Source organism: Streptomyces sp. NPDC002206 (genome assembly GCF_053593595.1).
This window is the reverse complement of sequence record NZ_JBSFCW010000023.1, coordinates 57,151-72,776: the sequence shown is the minus strand read 5'-3', so window position 1 is coordinate 72,776 and position 15,626 is coordinate 57,151. Positions and strand designations below refer to the sequence as shown.

The window sequence follows — 15,626 nt, the reverse complement described above, 5'->3', positions numbered from 1 at the left end:
CGCCATGCCACTGCATCCTGAGATTGCCAAGGTTCTCGCCGGCCTGCCGACCCCGCCCGAGGGTCCGCTCGACCAGGTCTCCATGCGCGCCGCGGACGAGGCGCACGTCGCTCCCCTCGAGGAGCGTCTGCCGCTCCACGCGGTCGAGGACGTGACCGCGCAGACAGCGTCGGGCGAGGTACCGGTGCGGATCTACACGCCGGTCGAGGCCGACCGTTACGGCGTGCTGGTCTACTTCCACGGCGGCGCGTTCTTCCTCGGCAGCGTGGAGACGCACGACCACGTCGCGCGCGCGCTGGCAAAGGAGACCGGGCTCAAGGTCATATCCGTCGGCTACCGCCTGGCGCCCGAGGCCGCCTTCCCGGCCGGTCTTGACGACTGTTACGCGGTCGTGCGCTGGGCCGCCGAGGAGGGGGAGAGCCAGGCCTGGGACGGCACGACGCTCGCCATCGCCGGCGACAGCTCCGGCGGCAACTTCGTCGCCGCGGTCGCGGCCAAGGCCCACGACGACGGCTTCCACCACATCACGCACCAGGTCCTCTACTACCCCTCGCTCGACCTGGACTTCGACGTCGACCGCTATGCATCGCTGCGGGAGAACGCGGTGGGCTACGGCCTGGAGACAGCAGGGCTGAAGCCCTTCAACGCCTTCTACATCGACAGTGGCGCAGATCCTGCGGACCCGGTCGTCTCGCCGATCAAGCGGGTGGACCTCACCGGGCTGCCGCCGGCCCTCATCGTCACCGCGGAGCACGACCCACTGCGCGACGAGGGCGAGCTCTACGGCCGACGGCTGCGGGAGGCCGGCGTGGAGGCGACGGTGAGCCGGTACGAGGGCGCGGGCCATGGATTCGTCCAGCACTTCTCCTGGATCCCTGAGTACCACAGGGCCTTCGTGGAGACGCGCGACTTCCTCAGTCGGCGCTGACCCGGCCGACCCGCGTACGAGTTCAGAAAGAAAGCCATGACGCACGCAGTCAACGTTCATCCCTTGGTCTCACCGTGGGGTCGATTCGGTCTCTACAGCTTCTTCATCGACGCACCGGAGCCGGCCATCGTCGACACCGGAATCGCCTCCTCGCCCGCCGAAGGGATGGTTCCCGCGCTCGAGGCGATCGGGCGCCGCATCGAGGACGTGCGCTGGATCCTGCTGACCCACGGTCACATCGACCACGTCGGCGGGGCACACGCCCTGTGGGAGCTCACCGACAGGCGCGCACAGGTGGTGATCCACGAGGCCGACGCACCGATGCTCCGCTCGCGGCGGGCCCACGTGGAGGAGTACCTCGCGGGACGGGGCCAGTACCTGGGCGACCCCGAGGGAGGGGCGAAGGTGGCGGCCGCCGCGCATGCCGTCATTTCCGGCGAGATGGAGCCCTCCATGCTCGTCAGGGGCGGCGAGACCATCTCCCTCGGCGGCGACGTCACCGTCTCGGTGCACTCGATCCCGGGCCACACGCCCGGATCGGTCGCCTACGTCATCGACGGCCAGCGCTCGGTGTTCGTCGGCGACGCCGTGCAGGTCCACGGGGCCGCCAACGGCTTCCCCGGCTACACGGACCCGGTCGCCTACCGCACCAGCCTGGAGTACGTGTGTGACGAGATCCGTCCGCAGCACCTGTACCTCGGGCACCCGTACCGCCGCACTGACGGCACACCGTACGGTGTCGAGCTCGACACCGCGCAGGCCCAGGAGGCCATCGCCCAGAGCCTCGCCATCGAGGGCCGTGTCACCGAGGCAGCCTGCGGCTGCCTGCAGTCCGGCCTGCAGGAGACGGATTCGCCGTACTCCCCGTTCGCCCCCGTTGCCGGGGAGCTCGGCTACATCGGCAACCCCGCGCTCGAGCCATCGCCGTTCTTCACGTCGATGCACGGTTACCGCACCCACCTCGACCAGAACTTGTGACACAGGAGCTTCGCACTCATGACTGACTTTCAGACGATCCGGGCGGGCGAGCAGACGATCGCCGTCCGCAAGGATCTCCGGGTGCCGATGCGGGACGGCGTCGAACTCGCCGTGGACGCATACCAGGGCCAGGACGACAAGCCGCGACCGGCTCTGATCGCGATGAGCGCCTACGGCAAGGAGCTGCAGGCCCTCGCCCTCACCACGCCGCCGCAGCGCCGGCCCAGCCCGATGTGGGACGGCTGCATCGAGGCCGGTGATATCGCGCGCGTCGTCAAGGAGGACTACGTCCACGTCATCGGTGACATGCGTGGAACCGGTGATTCCGACGGCGTCATGATCGGCAACTACAACTTCGGCGGCGTTTCCCAGGGGCAGGACCTGTACGACCTCGTCGAGTGGGTCGCCGCGCAGCCGTGGTGTGACGGCAACGTCGGCATGATCGGCATCTCGTACTTCGGCTCCATGCAGGTGCTCGCCGCCGCCGAGCGGCCACCGCACCTCAAGGCGATCTTCGTCAGCGGCGGCCACTACGATTTCTACGAGACCACCTACCACGGTGGCATCATGTGGTTCATGCCGCGCGCCGCCCGCGAGGGCCGCGGCGGGGACTCCGGCATCGCGCACACCCACGTCAAGTCCCGTATGCAGGAGGTCTACTCCTCCGAGGAGCTGAAGAAGCTCGTCGATGAGCGGTTGCAGGACCCGGACGTGGCGGCCTGGCCCAACCTCGTACACGTGCTCAAGTACCCGAAGAACCGCGAGTTCTGGTTCGACATCGTGATGAACCACCTCGACGGGGAGTGGTACGAGGAGCGCAATCCCATCACGCTGGCCGAGAACATCGATATCCCGGTCTACCTGCAGATCGACCAGGGACGCGGCTGGACCGTGGACGGCCACATCGAGCTGTTCGACGTCCTGAAGGGTCCCAAGAAGCTGGACATCGGCTCGTACCCGCCGATGCAGTCGCGCCCCTGGGTCGAAGAGCACGACAAGATGTTCCGCTGGTACGAGTACTGGCTCAAGGGCATCGACAACGGCATCATGGACGAGCCGGCCGTGAGCGTCTTCGTGGAGGGCTCGCGCAAGGTGGTCACCGCGGCGCAGTGGCCGCCGAAGGAGATCGAGCACAAGCCGCTCTACCTGCGCCCGCGGCACAAGCTCTCCTTCGAACCCGAGCCCATGGGCGCCGAATACGCCGCCCCCGACGGCTTCTACCAGGCGCCGCTCACCGTCACCGACACGGTGGAGATGCTGAGCTGGAGCACCGGGCCGTTCGAGCAGCCCACCGAGCTGATCGGCACCGGCGCGGCGCACCTGTTCGCGGAGATCGACCAGGTGGACACCAACTTCATCCTGCGCCTGTGGGACGAGACTCCCGGCGGTGCCCGGCAGCTGATCACGAGCGGCTACCTCAAGGCCTCCCACCGCGAGCTCGACGAGAAACGCACCACCGAGGGGAACCCCTACCACCCGCACACCCGCACGGTGCCGGTGGAGCCCGGGAAGATCGAGGAGTACGTGCTGCGGCTCTACCCGTTCGCAGCCACCTTCCAGCCCGGTCACCGCCTGGTGGTGGAGTTGTCGAACGACGAGCCGCTGGCCGACGCGCACAACGCGCTGCTGCCGCCGGATGCCTTCCACCTGCCGGTGGGCCGCCCCGTCACCCACAAGATCTACCGCGACGCCGCGCACCCCTCCCGGCTCGTGCTGCCGTTCACGACGGTCACGGCGACGGACGCGACACGGTCAGGCTCTGCGCGCAACCACGAAGGAGAACCGCTCAGCCGCTCCTGATGCGGCCATCACGACGCCTGCCGGGGGACCGCCGTGCCCCGGTGGCCGGCCCCGCCCCTTCACTTGAGAGGTACCAGGCTCTGCCGGTATCCCGAAAGGCCGCAGTATTGAACTGGCGCCCGGAGAAGCGGCGAAACTTGGTACTCCAGCTGCAGATCGTGATCTTGTGAGTGCCTGGCCTGGCGCAAGGCTTCGCGGCGTTAACTGTTCTTGCAGGCCCTGGCTTTGAACTCCGCGACGGGGACGGTGACTGAGGATTCGTCGCCGTTGCCCGAGGCGTCGTCGTAGCGGACCGTTCCCGGGGTGAGCCGGTCCCGGTCGGTCAGAGTGAAGGAGACGCTACTCGATGACCACGAGCTGTCCTTGGTCCAGCCGTAGAGGGTATAGGTGGTCTTGGCGGTCAGCGGTTTGGGAGATCTGGTCGCGGTCCAGCCAGCGGAAGGAGAATCGAGGGTCCAGGTGGCGAGACCGGCCGTGAGGGGTCGGTTGGCGGCCCATGAACCGACCGTCACCTCACTGTCGACGTCGGTGCTGTCCACGTAGAGGGTCGCACCATCGATCTGATGCCCGCAGACCATCATGACGCCGAGCAGATGGCCGTCGCCGGTCACGGAGATGCCGGCGACGGCATCGACGGGCACCGTGCACCCTGAGGTTGCGGCCAGGGCCACGCCGGCCGCGAAAGCACCGACGAAGCGCCGGAACACGCGCCTTGAAACGGTCGACTGCACAGAACCCCCCTGCTCGGGGATCGCTCTTTAATAACCCCTGTACGCCGGATGGTAGGGACGACCCGCGCCGAGCCGCAGCGCCGCCACCCACCCGTTGCGCCCTCGTTGTGGTCTTGTAGCCGATTGGCTGCGTCAACCCAAGAGACGGTGACGTTGCCCGGAACCTTCTACGCAACCTTCGGTGGCATGCGCTCAACCCTCGCTGTCGCAGACAGTGGGGCCTGGTCCGGGAACGGGCACCGTTGATCATCGTGACGTGTGTGGAGTAATGATGAGACGGTGGCCGCAGGTCACAACATAGATCCCACTCGTTGGCGGCAGGCGTTCGAAGTGGCCATGGGTCGCATCGCGGGACGGTTCGCCTGGGTCGAAGCGCGGTGCCGGGCAGGCCGGTTGGTGCTGGTGCTGCTGTCGGACCTGCCGCGCAAGAACTGCTGGACGATCGCAGAGTGGGCTGGGGAGGCGAGTCCGCACGGCATGCAGCATCTGCTGTGCCGGGCCTCCCGGGATGCCGACGCCGTCCGTGACGATGTTCGCGAGTACGTCGTCGAGCACCTGTACGACCGGCAGGCGGTGATGGTCGTGGATGAGACAGACGATGTGAAGAAGGGTGTCCACACCGTCGGGGTTCGGCGTCAGTACACCGGGACAGCCTACAGGCGCCACCGACGGCGTAAGTGCCGTTACGTTGGTTGTTCCTGATGCGGACGGAATCAAGAGGAAACATTCGTATTAAGCCCTGAACGCCTGTCTGCCGTCGACCGAGCCGCTTACGCGCTAACTGATGTGGAAGGAAAGATTCTACTCACGCAGCCCACCGCTACGCGATGCGCCTGAGGAACTGCCGTCACTTACTACCGTCAACGCCCCCGCAGCGGGGGCGTTCTGGCTGGTGGGCGCGGACGGTTTCGAACCGCCGACATCTGCTTTGTAAGTGCGATCGCACCTCGGCACTGCCTGGGAGTAACACGGCCACGCTGGCCACGTCGGACCGCCTGGTCTGACCTCGAACTCCCTTGTAAGTCCACCGAGTTGGTGCATCCATACTTGCGCTGCCGATGGCGCTCTGGCAGCATGCCTCGGGATCACGGGGTGCAAGATCAACAACTTCTACATCCAGCGGATCGGCTTCCACCAAGTCGCCGACTCTGGTTTCGTGCATTTTCCTGCAATTAGTTCAGCGCGTTGTCCGGGATGCTTGACCTGCTTCACTCAACGGGGGATGAGATGGGACGATTTCTGCTGTCCGGATCAGCCGATCGGTCGGCTTTCCGATGAAGCGGGATCACCGCGAAGCCGTGGTACTTGTCGATCCCATCATGACCGGGGAAGCATTCAAGGACACTTGCCGGTCGCTGGGATTTGCCGTCGTCTCCATCTATTCTGTTTCGGCAGAAGTCCTGGCGGAAGTCGCCCCCGCACATCGCGACAAAGACGATCTGAGTCTGTACGTTCATTCGCCCGAAGACCTGCCGGCCGACTTCGGCTGGCCCGTCAGAGCCGTCGTGCCCGCCACCGAGCCCGGCGTCTTCCTCGCCGACACCCTTGCCGACCGGCTTGGCCTGTCCGGAAACGATCCTGCGCGGGCCAAGGCTAGGCGGAGCAAGGTCGAGATGCGGCGCCTTGCCGCGGCCGGCGGATTGCGGATCCCCGCGTTCCGGATCGTCTCCGGCGTCGCCGGCCTGGCGGCTGCGGCCGAAGCCATCGGCTATCCGGTCATCGTCAAGCCTTCGACCGGGGCGGCCTCCAGGGACGTTCGTCTCGTCGCGGATCCCGCACAGCTGCCCTCGACCGTGGCCGGGCTGAGCAAGCTCGATCTGTTCGGCGCCGATGTCGAGCAGTGGCTGGTCGAGCGCTATGTGCGGGGCCGTGAGCTTGCCGTCAACATGTTCTCGCTCGACGGCGAGCATCGCGTCATCGACATCTGGGAGTACCGGCAGCCCGGCACCGTGGACTACGACCAGCCCTACTGGGATCTCGTCCAGATCAGCGACACCGACCCGGCGTTCTCCGGGGCGGTCCAGTTCGCCGAAGAGGTGCTGGACTGCTTCGGCGTTCGGATCGGCCCCAGCCACATCGAAGTCAAGTGCGCGGACGACGGCATTCATCTGATCGAAATCGGGAGTCGCCTCCCGGGCGCCTCCATCGCGGAGCACTGGGAACTGAACAGTTCGTTCAAGCCCTATGCGGACACCTTGTCGGTCCTCCTCGGGAACCCGCAGGAAACCCGCGCATCCTTCACCCCGGACGGACGCGTCGAGTTCGATTCCATGCTGGCGATCTGCTGCATCAGGAACGACGACCGCCCGGGAATCCTCGGGGCGATTCACGGACTGACGCAGGCGGCGGAGGTACCGGGTGTCCAGGTAGTTCACGCACCCCGTCGGCCGGGTGACTTCATCCCGATGACGCAAGACCTCAACACGGTGGTTGCGAAGTTCCTGATATCAGGATCCACCGAAGCAGACGTACTGAAAACACTTCAAGCCGTTCGTTCGACCATCAGTGTGGAGATCATTTAACAATGAAGCTGCTGCCCGGTAAGACCCTGATCAAGTTCGACGAGCAGTTCCCCGTCTACAACTGGCTCTACCCGATGAAGGGCCAGGAGCTGGACGTCACCTCGCACGAGAAGATCTTCCCGGGACTGGATGTCGGCCGGATCCGCGACAGGGCTCTGTACTTCCACATCCCGTTCTGCGAGACCATCTGCTCCTTCTGCACACTGAACCGAGGTCTCGGCACGACCGGCGACGAGGCGATCGAGCTCTACGTCCAGGCGCTGATCAAGGAAATCCAGATCAAGGCCCGGTACGAGTCGGTCACGTGCCGCCCGATCAAGGCCATCTTCTTCGGCGGAGGAACGCCGACCACGCTGACCGCGGCGCAGATCCGCCGCATCGGGAAGGCCATTCACGATCACTTCGACATGTCCCAGATCGAAGAGTTCACCTTCGAGATGGAGGTGAAGAGCATCGACGAGGAGAAGGTCGTGGCGATGCGGGAGATCGGAGTGAACAAGGCCCGCTTCGGCATGCAGACGTTCGACCCGGTCTACCGGGAGCTCTTCAACATCACCGCGACGCTGGACCAGACGTACGAAGCCGCCGCCCTGCTCCGCAAGTACTTCGACTACACCAGCTTCGACATCATCTACGGCATGCACGGCCAGACCATCGAGCAGTTCAGCAAGGAAATACAGTCGGCCGTCGACATGGGCACCGAAACGATCGAGTTCTACCCGATCACCAACGTCGTGACGCAGGCCTCGCTGCACCATGGATATGTGCGGAACAACCTCAAGCCGCTCAGCTTCATGAACAAGATGGCGATGTCCATCTATCTCAACCAGTACATCCGCGCCTGCGGCTTCCAGCAGCACAACGGCAACGGGTTCTACCGGATCCCCGAAGGTCGGCAGCCCGACCCGACCTTCACCTCGCGGGCGTACACCAACCTCTACAACAGCTTCTTCTGGTCCCACAGCGACGACGACCTCATCGGTTTCGGCAACTCCGCCGTTTCGCAGACCGGCGCCTACACGATCTCGAACGACGAGAACCGGGCCACCTACACCAAGAACCTCCTGGAGACCGGCGACTTCAGGATGAACCTGATCCGGGCCGACGACATCCCCTACGAGAAGTCCCTGGTCTTCCGACTCCCGTTCTTCGGCTACGTACCCAAGAGCCGCCTCGAATGGGACCGCATTCCGCAGGAGTTCAAGGACAAGCTGGGGAACCTCATCGCCGAGGGTCTCATCGTCGAGGACACGGACGAATACCGCATCACCGAGCTCGGCTGGTACTGGTACGTCAACATGATGTACTACATGTCCCCCGATTCGGACCAGAAGATCCTGGACGACTTCGTTGCGCTGAAGGACCGCGTGCGGGGCATCACGGACGGCGAGCGCCGTATGGTCCCCCTCCCCATCGTCTGACGCACAAGCATCACATTGCCGGCAACGAAGACCAGGGGATACACGTGAAACCCGCACAGGAGTCCGCTCCCGAGGACAGCAATGCCAAGAAACATCGGGAAGCGAATCATCTACTCATCGCAGGCAGTCTGCTCAACGCGATTGCCTTCTTCTCGGCCTCACCGTTTCTGACCCTGTACCTCAAGGACCACAGCCAGCTCAGCCTGGCGGTGATCGGCGGGGTCGTCGGAAGCATCGCGCTGATCAGCGCCATCGGCGGCATCGTCGGCGGCGTCATGGTGGACCGCCTCGGCGCCGTGATCTGCATCAGGGCGGGCCTGGCCATCTACATCGTCATCTACCTCCTGCTCGCCCTGGTGGAGGCGACGGCCGTGATCGTCGCCCTGATCATGCTGCTGGGCTTCGGGCGGCTGCTCATCGAGCCGGCGATGAAGAAGTTGATGTCCCTCGCCGGAGGGGACGACGGCAGCATCTTCCGCTTCCGGTACATGACCCTGTGCATCGGCGCCATCGTGGGGCCGGCCGTCGGCGGCCTTCTCTATCTGGGCGGTTCGGTCTACCTCTTCGTGTGCCCTGCCGCGCTGTTCGCCGCGTACTTGCTGCTCCTGGCGGTCCGGGGTTCGACCCTCATCGCACTGGAGCCGGAGGCGGCCGCCACCGGCGAGGGTGAGGCCAAGCAGTCCTACGCCGACCTCTTCCGCGGCCTCGTCCGCGACCGCCGACTCATGGCCGCCATCGGTGCCGGCATGGTGATCTTCCTGGTGTTCTCCCAGATCGACTCGATCATCCCCCTGTTCATCAGGGCGGAGAACGAGGACCGGGCGGTGGCCATCATCGCCTCGCTCCTCATGGTCAACGCCGTCCTCGGCATCCTCGTGCAGGCGCCCATCGCATGGCTCGGGAAGAGGCTGTCCGAGCGGTCCCTCGTCGTGATGGGCTGCGTCGCCTTCGCCGCGGGGCTCATCCTGTTCCTGGGCATGCAGGTGAGCCCGGTGTTCCTCTACGTGGGCATCGTGCTCTGGACCCTGGGCGAGGCGATCCTGCTGCCCATGCCCGACATCGCCATCCACAAGATGGCGGAGGACGGGCAGAAGGGCACCTACTTCGGGCTGGCGGAGCTGCGCTACGTCGGATTCTTCGTCGGCCCCGTCATCGGTGGTGGTCTGCTGGCGATCGGCGCCACGATCTACTTCGTCACCATGGCGGTAGCGATCTTCGGGTGTGTTCCCCTGCTCGTACGGAACATCGCCCGCCGCGCACCGGTAGCGGAGGTCGTGCCGTGATCGTGGTAATGAATCGCGTTCCCGCCGGCCTCACACCGCTGAGCGAATGGCTCGCCGAAGTCGCGGACGACGTTGCGCTCGTCACGAGCCCGCAGGCGGCCGACGGCTACCGGGACGCGTTCCCAACGCTGATCGAGGTCGACGACTACCCGAACAGCGACGGCGTGGACGAAGCGCTCGACCGGCTGTGCCGGTCCAACGACGTCACGCGTATCGTGCACGTGACCGAGGAGGACATCCTCCGGGCCGCCCGGGCCCGGGACCGGCACGGCGTCCCCGGCCAGTCGCTGGACCAGGCCCTGCCGTTCCGCGACAAGCTGGTCATGAAGCAGCGCGTGGCCGCCGCCGGCCTGCGCACTCCCGGGTTCCGCGCCCCGCGGGACCTCGACGACGCCCGATCCTTCGCCGCCGAACACGGCTGGCCCATCGTGATCAAACCACGCCTCGGCTTCGCCTCCTCCGGCGTGAAGGTCGTACGGACCGCGGACCGGCTCACGGAGGAGATCGCCCGGCGGGAGCTCTCCGACGTACTGCTGGAGGAGTACATACCCGGGCCGGTGTACCACATCGACGGTGAGGCGGAGGCCGGCGTGGCCCGGTACATCTGTCCGTCGCGGTACATCAACAACTGTCTCTCGTTCCACGACAGTGTTCCGCTGGGCAGCGTCCAGCTGGACGCGGACGATCCGATGACCGCCCGCCTGAACCCCTTCACTCGCGACGCGCTGTCCGCCCTGCCGGCCTGCGAGCGGTCTCCCTTCCACCTGGAGGTCATGCTCCGCGAGGACGACGGGCAGCTCTACTTCTGCGAGATCGCCTCCCGGCTGGGCGGCGCGCACGTTCCGCAGGCACTGACCTACCGGACCGGCGTCAACCCGGCTCAGGCGACCATCCGTTTCCAGGCCGGTCTGCCGCTGCCCGGAACCGAATCCATACAGCTCGCCGACGAGTTGTACGGATGGGTGCTTGTCCCACCCAGGAGTGGAACTCTGCTGGCAATCGACAATCCGGATCTCCCGGATTGGGTTCGGGAGTTCCACATACGCGCCGAAACACCCCAGGAGTTCACGGGCGCCTCGGCGAGTATCGATGCCATATTGAGTTTTGTTGCACAAGGTGAAACCTCTGAGATCCTCGAACGGCGACTCACTGAGTTCACGCATGTGGCTCAACGCTTCACGAAATGGATGTGATGTCGGTGGCCTACGAATTCGTCGGAACCCATGTCTTTGCGGATATCTATGACGTGCCGGCAGAGCATATCAACGACAACGAGTTGATCCTGCAGGCGCTGCGGACCGGAATCTCTGATTCGGGCGCCACCATCTGCAGCGTGCAGACCAAGGAATTCGAACCGAGTGGATTCACTGCCGTCTTCCTCCTCTCCGAGTCACACGTCGCGGTACACACCTACCCCGACACGCAGTCCCTCTTCATCGACACCTTCACCTGCGGCACGACTTGCAAGCCCGAGAAGGTCGTGGAGGTGCTCGTGGACAGCCTCCAGGCCGGCAATTACCGCATGAGCGTGATTCAGCGGGGCATGCCGTCCTCCACCAGATTCCCGGCGGAACTGCCGGGCAGCGGCTCGCAGCAGGAGGACAGCATTGACCGGGGCGCGGGTCGGGCGTTGGCAGGGATCTGATCCACGGGGGAGGACGAGACAATGAATACGAAGCTGATGCTTCCGGCACAACCGCCGGCAGCGCTGCCACCGGGAGCCATAGAGGTCACCCCGGTCGGCAAGCATCACGAAAGGATCGGTGACGATCTGGCCGTGGTGCTCGAGTGGGTGCGCGACTACGTCGGACAACCATCACCGGAGTTGGGCAGAATCGGCCCCGTTTGCCCGTTTGTCCTTCCCGCACTCCAGAACGGCGCCATGCGCCTGCGGTTTCACTACGGAGTCGACTGCACCGACAAGGACCAGACGAGATCCCTGCTCATCGACGAGCTGAGCAGCTTCGCGGCGACCAGCGCGTCCCCTGGACGCTCCGGTAACTCGCTCGCCAGCGTACTCATCGTTCTTCCCGACGCCGGCCCGAAAGGCTGGAGTTTGATCGATGACCTGTACCTCGAGCTGAAGGCCGCGGCCGTCGCCATGGGTCTGATGATCGGCCAGTTCCACCCGGACTGTGACGAGCGCGCCGTCCACAACGAATCCTTCCGGGTCTCCAAAGCTCCTGTCTGTGTGATCGCCGTGCGTCACATGGCACTCCACGACGTCCTGTTCCTTCGTCAGAAGCGCAGTGATTTCGAAGCCTATTGGACACGATTTAGCGAACATTACGTGGGCGACCGGGTCCGCGACGAACTCTTGCGGCGCCTCTATGTGAAGGCCACCGAAGAATTCATTCCCGCCGAACGTAGAGGTGATGTCGGGTGATCGGTACGTCGTCCGCTCCGCTGCAGATGCGAGAGATGCTCTACGGAGCGCTCCTGTCGCGTGCCCTCTGCACCGCGGCGATCATGGGTGTCCCGGACGCGCTCGCCGACGGCCCGCGGAGTGCCGACGAGCTCGCCGCCGAACTCGACGCCGTACCGGACGCTCTCGGCCAGTTGCTCCGTACGCTCTCCGCCTTCGAGGTCTTCGAGCGGCTGCCCGACGGCGCGTACGCCCTGACCCCGCTCGGCGCCACCCTCCGCACGGACGCTCCCGGGACCGCGCGCCCCACCGCCCTGCTGGTGGACGGCGTGATGGGGGCGTCGTGGGCGGCTCTCCGTACCACCCTGCGCACGGGGCGGCCTGGCTTCGAGGACGTGCACGGCATGTCGCTCTTCGACTATCTGGACCAACACCCCGCGGTTCGGGAGACCTTCGACCACTCGCAGGCCGCGGATCTCCAGCTGTCCCTGGAGCACATCCGGGCGGCGGTCGGCCCGGCCGGCGGCACGATCGTGGACGTCGGCGGGGGCGACGGGACCCTCCTCGCGTATCTGCTGACCAACTCGCCCGACGCGCGGGGCGTACTGATGGACACGCAGGCGACGACTGTCCGGGCCAAGGGTGTGCTGGCCGCCGCCGGGCTGGAGGAGCGGGCACAGGTAGTCGCCGGGGACTTCTTCGAGGTTGTGCCCGACGACGGAGACCTCTATCTGCTCCGGGAGATCCTGCACGACTGGGACGACTCCCAGTGCGTGGGCATACTCGGCGCCTGCCGGAAGGCGATGAAAGCGGACACCCGGCTGGTGATCATCGAGCGCATCGCGGCCGACGACGACAACGCCGCCGGGACATCCAGGATGACCGCGCTCATGGACCTGTACATGCTGTCGGTCCTCCGGGGACAGGAACGGTCCCTCGGCGATTTCGATCGTCTGCTCTCCGCGTCGGGTTTCGTACGCACCTCGATCAGCCGTATGCCCGGCCAGGTGGTCGCCATCGAGGCCGCCCCGGACCCCGGCCACTGCCCCGGCTGACCGTTCGCCGTTCGCCCCTCCCGAACCTTCCAGGAGCCAGGTATTTCCGATGTCTGAAGAATCGGTTCTTCAAGACCAGCGAATCAGCCGATGGCATATGGACCAGCCGCCGCTGCGCACCGCCGACGAAGCTGCCGAGTACATCGAGGACTTGGGATTCTGCCTGCTCTTCGGTGACAAGGCCGCCAGCCTTCCCTCACTGCGCGAAGCGGGCAGGGACGACGAGGCGAAGCTTCTCCCGGCCGGCTGGGGCGAGGATCTGGAGCTGGTGTGGACGTGGAAGGACATGCTGCCCACGGAACAGCGGGCCTGGTGCGGCCGGTTCCTGGGCGGACGTCAGTCGCTCCTCTCCCCGCGCATGACGGACCTGCTCTATCCCCATGCCGGTGAGCCGGACGATTTCCAGGACGTGGCGCTGTCTCCCGAGGGGAAAAGGGTGGCGGAGCACCTGCTGCTCGAAGGGCCGACGTCCATGCGGGTCGTCCGGGAAGCGTTCGGCCTCGACAGCAAGGGGGCGCAGAAGATCCTGACGGAACTCGGCCGAGAGCTTCTGATCACGAACTTCGGCACCCGGCAGGACGGTCCGGGCTGGCCCAGTTGCGTCATCGAGCTCACCAGCCGGGTGTTCTTCGACAGTCCCGGGGCCAGGAAGGGCCCCAGTCGTAAGGACGCAGCCCTGGTCTTCCTCGACACCATGGTCGAGGCAACGCCACGCGAGCTCGCCCGCACCTTCCGCTGGACGGCCAAGGACACCTCCGCGCTCCTCGACGGCCTGGTCCGCGGCGGGCAGGTCGAATCCGAGGACCGCTACTACCGCCTGTCCGCCGATGCTCCGGGACCGAGGCCATGACCGATCTCGTTCTCACCGGCGGGCGGCTGTACGGATGGGACGCCGCCGACACGATCGCCCTGCGCGACGACCGCATGCTCGCGGTCGGCTCCGCCTCGGAGGTACGGGCCCAGGCGGACCCCGGCTCCCGGGTGATCGGCGTCGAGGGCAGGCTCGTCATGCCCGGCTTCCAGGACGCTCACGTCCATCCCCTGGCGGCCGGGTTGCTCGAGTCGTGGTGCGACGTCAGCGGTGCCGTCGACGCGGCCGACGCCCTCGACCGCATCGATGCCTACGCGCGCAAGCACCCGGATCGTGACTGGATCGTCGGCGGAGGCGTCACCTTGGCCTTCTTCCCCGGCACCACGTCGGCCGCCGCGCTGCTCGACGCCGTCGTGCCCGACCGGCCCGTGTATCTCATGGGCGGGGATCTCCACGACGTCTGGGTCAATCACGCCGCGCTGCGGCGCGCCGGCATCGACGCGCACACACCCGATCCGCCGTTCGGGACGATCGTCAGGGATCACGACGGCCGGCCCACGGGCCTCCTGCACGAGGCGGCGGCCGGCCTCGTCGGCCGGTACATACCCGCGCCGGAGCAGGGGGCACTGGAGGACGCCCTGCTCACCGCCCAGCGGTACCTGCACCGGCACGGCCTCACGGCCTGGCAGGACGCGCTGGTCGGCCCGTATCTCGGCCTGCCCGACCCGCTCCCGGCGTATCTCGCGCTCGCCGGCCGCGGTGAGCTGACGGGCTCGGTGTCGCTCGCGCTGTGGTGGGACCCCGGCCGCGGCCTCGAGCAGCTGGACGAGCTGCGCGAACGGCGGGAACAGGCCCGAGCTGTCGGGCTCCGCGCCGACCACGTGAAGATCATGCAGGACGGTATCTGCGAGAACCGCTGGGCGTCGCTCCTCTCGCCGTACCTCGACAGTTCCCTCGCCCCGCCCGGCAAGCTGACGCCCGCGCAGCTGCGGGAAGCCGTCGGCGGGCTCACCCGGGCGGGTTTCTCCGTACATTTCCACGCCGTCGGGGACCGGGCGGTGCGCGAGTGCCTCGACGCCGTCCAGGCGGCCGGGCCCTCGCCGCGGCACCGGCACCACATCGCCCACGTACAGCTCGTATCGGACAGCGACCTGCCGCGGTTCGCCGAGCTCGACGTCACCGCGAACGTGCAGCCGCTCTGGGCGGCGGACATCCCGCAGATGCGCACGACGTACGAGCCGATGCTCGGCACCCGCCGCGTGGACGGGCAGTATCCGTTCGGCGGCCTCGTGAACTCCGGTGCCCGGCTGGCCGCCGGCAGCGACTGGCCCGTCAGCAGCCCGAACCCGCTCTGGGGCGCCTACGTCGCGGTCACCCGGCTGCCCGCCCTGCCGAGCGCGCCGTGGCTCGACCCGGACTACCGCCCCGACCCGCTCAACCCCGACGAGCGCATCAGCCTGCGGGAGATCCTCCGGGCGTTCACCACCGGCACCGGCCATCTGCACCGGCACCCGGCGAGCCTCGCCCCCGGGAACCCCGCGGACGTCGTGGTCCTGGATCGCGACGTCCTGCGGGAAGGACCCGACGCGCTGTGCGACGCGCGGGTGGACCTCACCGTCGCGCGCGGCAGGTGCGTGTACGACCGGCTTCAGGTCCTGGAACCGCAGGCACCACACGGCGGCGGCCGGTCACTCGACGCAGTGACCGAAGCCGGCCGTTTCTGAACCGGAAC

13 protein-coding genes and 1 pseudogene are annotated in these 15,626 nt (G+C 66.5%); 13 read left to right on the top strand and 1 reads right to left on the bottom strand.

Annotated elements, in window-relative coordinates; translation table 11 throughout:
- The first annotated feature begins 4 nt into the window (after nt 1-4).
- From ACWCP8_RS30180 to ACWCP8_RS30170, 3 genes are read left to right on the top strand one after another with little or no spacing between them, the layout of a single operon-like run.
- The gene (locus ACWCP8_RS30180) at nt 5-928 is read left to right on the top strand and encodes an alpha/beta hydrolase (RefSeq protein ID WP_451119288.1); all 924 of its coding nucleotides are present in this window, start codon (nt 5-7) and stop codon (nt 926-928) included.
- Between the two features lie 36 nt (nt 929-964).
- Entirely contained in the window at nt 965-1,906 is a 942-nt protein-coding gene (locus tag ACWCP8_RS30175) for an MBL fold metallo-hydrolase (RefSeq protein WP_451119286.1), read from the top strand.
- Nucleotides 1,907-1,924: 18 nt separating this feature from the next.
- Complete coding sequence (locus ACWCP8_RS30170) at nt 1,925-3,706, top strand: CocE/NonD family hydrolase (RefSeq protein ID WP_451119284.1); 1,782 nt, start codon at nt 1,925-1,927, stop codon at nt 3,704-3,706.
- A gap of 200 nt (nt 3,707-3,906) precedes the next feature.
- On the opposite strand, the gene ACWCP8_RS30165 is transcribed toward ACWCP8_RS30170, so the two are convergent.
- On the bottom strand, nt 3,907-4,347 hold the full coding sequence (locus ACWCP8_RS30165; protein ID WP_451119282.1) for a hypothetical protein: 441 nt from the start codon (nt 4,345-4,347) through the stop codon (nt 3,907-3,909).
- A 426-nt stretch (nt 4,348-4,773) separates the two neighbouring features.
- On the opposite strand from ACWCP8_RS30165, the pseudogene ACWCP8_RS30160 reads away from it, so the two are divergent.
- The 10 genes and pseudogenes from ACWCP8_RS30160 to ACWCP8_RS30115 form a co-directional block, all read left to right on the top strand.
- Nucleotides 4,774-5,097 (top strand): annotated as a pseudogene (locus ACWCP8_RS30160) (transposase); the annotation flags it as partial.
- A gap of 659 nt (nt 5,098-5,756) precedes the next feature.
- Nucleotides 5,757-6,959: an ATP-grasp domain-containing protein gene (locus ACWCP8_RS30155; RefSeq protein ID WP_451119280.1), complete on the top strand. Its 1,203-nt coding sequence runs from the start codon at nt 5,757-5,759 to the stop codon at nt 6,957-6,959.
- Between the two features lie 2 nt (nt 6,960-6,961).
- The gene (locus tag ACWCP8_RS30150; protein WP_451119278.1) at nt 6,962-8,380 is read left to right on the top strand and encodes a coproporphyrinogen-III oxidase family protein; all 1,419 of its coding nucleotides are present in this window, start codon (nt 6,962-6,964) and stop codon (nt 8,378-8,380) included.
- Between the two features lie 44 nt (nt 8,381-8,424).
- Nucleotides 8,425-9,663 (top strand): MFS transporter, encoded by a 1,239-nt coding sequence (locus ACWCP8_RS30145; protein ID WP_451119276.1) that lies wholly within the window; start codon nt 8,425-8,427, stop codon nt 9,661-9,663.
- An 8-nt stretch (nt 9,664-9,671) separates the two neighbouring features.
- The gene (locus tag ACWCP8_RS30140; RefSeq protein WP_451119274.1) at nt 9,672-10,856 is read left to right on the top strand and encodes an ATP-grasp domain-containing protein; all 1,185 of its coding nucleotides are present in this window, start codon (nt 9,672-9,674) and stop codon (nt 10,854-10,856) included.
- Complete coding sequence (gene speD, locus ACWCP8_RS30135; protein ID WP_356004165.1) at nt 10,847-11,308, top strand: adenosylmethionine decarboxylase; 462 nt, start codon at nt 10,847-10,849, stop codon at nt 11,306-11,308. The genes ACWCP8_RS30140 and speD overlap by 10 nt, the downstream gene beginning before the upstream one ends.
- A 21-nt stretch (nt 11,309-11,329) precedes the next feature.
- The gene (locus ACWCP8_RS30130; protein ID WP_451119272.1) at nt 11,330-12,049 is read left to right on the top strand and encodes a DUF6875 domain-containing protein; all 720 of its coding nucleotides are present in this window, start codon (nt 11,330-11,332) and stop codon (nt 12,047-12,049) included.
- Nucleotides 12,046-13,083: a methyltransferase gene (locus tag ACWCP8_RS30125; RefSeq protein WP_451119270.1), complete on the top strand. Its 1,038-nt coding sequence runs from the start codon at nt 12,046-12,048 to the stop codon at nt 13,081-13,083. Before ACWCP8_RS30130 ends, ACWCP8_RS30125 begins: the two co-directional genes overlap by 4 nt.
- A gap of 49 nt (nt 13,084-13,132) precedes the next feature.
- Entirely contained in the window at nt 13,133-13,933 is an 801-nt protein-coding gene (locus ACWCP8_RS30120) for an AlkZ-related protein (RefSeq protein WP_451119268.1), read from the top strand.
- On the top strand, nt 13,930-15,618 hold the full coding sequence (locus tag ACWCP8_RS30115; protein ID WP_451119266.1) for an amidohydrolase: 1,689 nt from the start codon (nt 13,930-13,932) through the stop codon (nt 15,616-15,618). The genes ACWCP8_RS30120 and ACWCP8_RS30115 overlap by 4 nt, the downstream gene beginning before the upstream one ends.
- The last annotated feature ends 8 nt before the right edge of the window (nt 15,619-15,626 follow it).

Excerpts from the sequence above, each read along its gene's own strand:
- speD (WP_356004165.1), top strand. The coding sequence starts at position 10,847 with ATGGATGTGATGTCGGTGGCCTACGAATTCGTCGGAACCCATGTCTTT.
- ACWCP8_RS30130 (WP_451119272.1), top strand. The coding sequence starts at position 11,330 with ATGAATACGAAGCTGATGCTTCCGGCACAACCGCCGGCAGCGCTGCCA.
- ACWCP8_RS30180 (WP_451119288.1), top strand. The coding sequence starts at position 5 with ATGCCACTGCATCCTGAGATTGCCAAGGTTCTCGCCGGCCTGCCGACC.
- ACWCP8_RS30155 (WP_451119280.1), top strand. The coding sequence starts at position 5,757 with ATGACCGGGGAAGCATTCAAGGACACTTGCCGGTCGCTGGGATTTGCC.
- ACWCP8_RS30120 (WP_451119268.1), top strand. The coding sequence starts at position 13,133 with ATGTCTGAAGAATCGGTTCTTCAAGACCAGCGAATCAGCCGATGGCAT.
- ACWCP8_RS30150 (WP_451119278.1), top strand. The coding sequence starts at position 6,962 with ATGAAGCTGCTGCCCGGTAAGACCCTGATCAAGTTCGACGAGCAGTTC.
- ACWCP8_RS30170 (WP_451119284.1), top strand. The coding sequence starts at position 1,925 with ATGACTGACTTTCAGACGATCCGGGCGGGCGAGCAGACGATCGCCGTC.
- ACWCP8_RS30140 (WP_451119274.1), top strand. The coding sequence starts at position 9,672 with ATGAATCGCGTTCCCGCCGGCCTCACACCGCTGAGCGAATGGCTCGCC.
- ACWCP8_RS30115 (WP_451119266.1), top strand. The coding sequence starts at position 13,930 with ATGACCGATCTCGTTCTCACCGGCGGGCGGCTGTACGGATGGGACGCC.
- ACWCP8_RS30175 (WP_451119286.1), top strand. The coding sequence starts at position 965 with ATGACGCACGCAGTCAACGTTCATCCCTTGGTCTCACCGTGGGGTCGA.